This is a genomic window from Providencia sp. 2023EL-00965 (assembly GCF_033550225.1).
GTDB classification, from domain to species: domain Bacteria; phylum Pseudomonadota; class Gammaproteobacteria; order Enterobacterales; family Enterobacteriaceae; genus Providencia; species Providencia manganoxydans.
The window spans coordinates 1-552 of the sequence record NZ_JAWUEH010000058.1; the positions used below are offsets into that span (position 1 = coordinate 1).

At 52.4% G+C, this 552-nt stretch carries 1 rRNA gene; it reads left to right on the top strand.

From position 1 onward, the window contains the following. Positions 1-552 (top strand): 23S ribosomal RNA (locus SC428_RS22150); the annotation flags it as partial.

Genomic DNA, 552 nt, shown 5'->3' on the forward strand with positions numbered 1-552 from the left:
AAAGAAAGCGTAATAGCTCACTGGTCGAGTCGGCCTGCGCGGAAGATGTAACGGGGCTAAACCATGCACCGAAGCTGCGGCAGCGACATTTAGATGTTGTTGGGTAGGGGAGCGTTCTGTAAGCCTGCGAAGGTGTGCTGTGAGGCATGCTGGAGGTATCAGAAGTGCGAATGCTGACATAAGTAACGATAATGCGGGTGAAAAACCCGCACGCCGGAAGACCAAGGGTTCCTGTCCAACGTTAATCGGGGCAGGGTGAGTCGACCCCTAAGGCGAGGCAGAAATGCGTAGTCGATGGGAAACAGGTTAATATTCCTGTACTGGTGATAATTGCGATGGGGGGACGGAGAAGGCTAGGCTATCCGGGCGACGGTTGTCCCGGTTTAAGGATGTAGGCAGGTGAATTAGGCAAATCCGGTTCACTAATGCTGAGGTCTGATGACGAGTCACTACGGTGATGAAGTAGCTCATGCCCCGCTTCCAGGAAAAGCCTCTAAGCTCTAGATTATCATTAATCGTACCCCAAACCGACACAGGTGGTCAGGTAGAGAA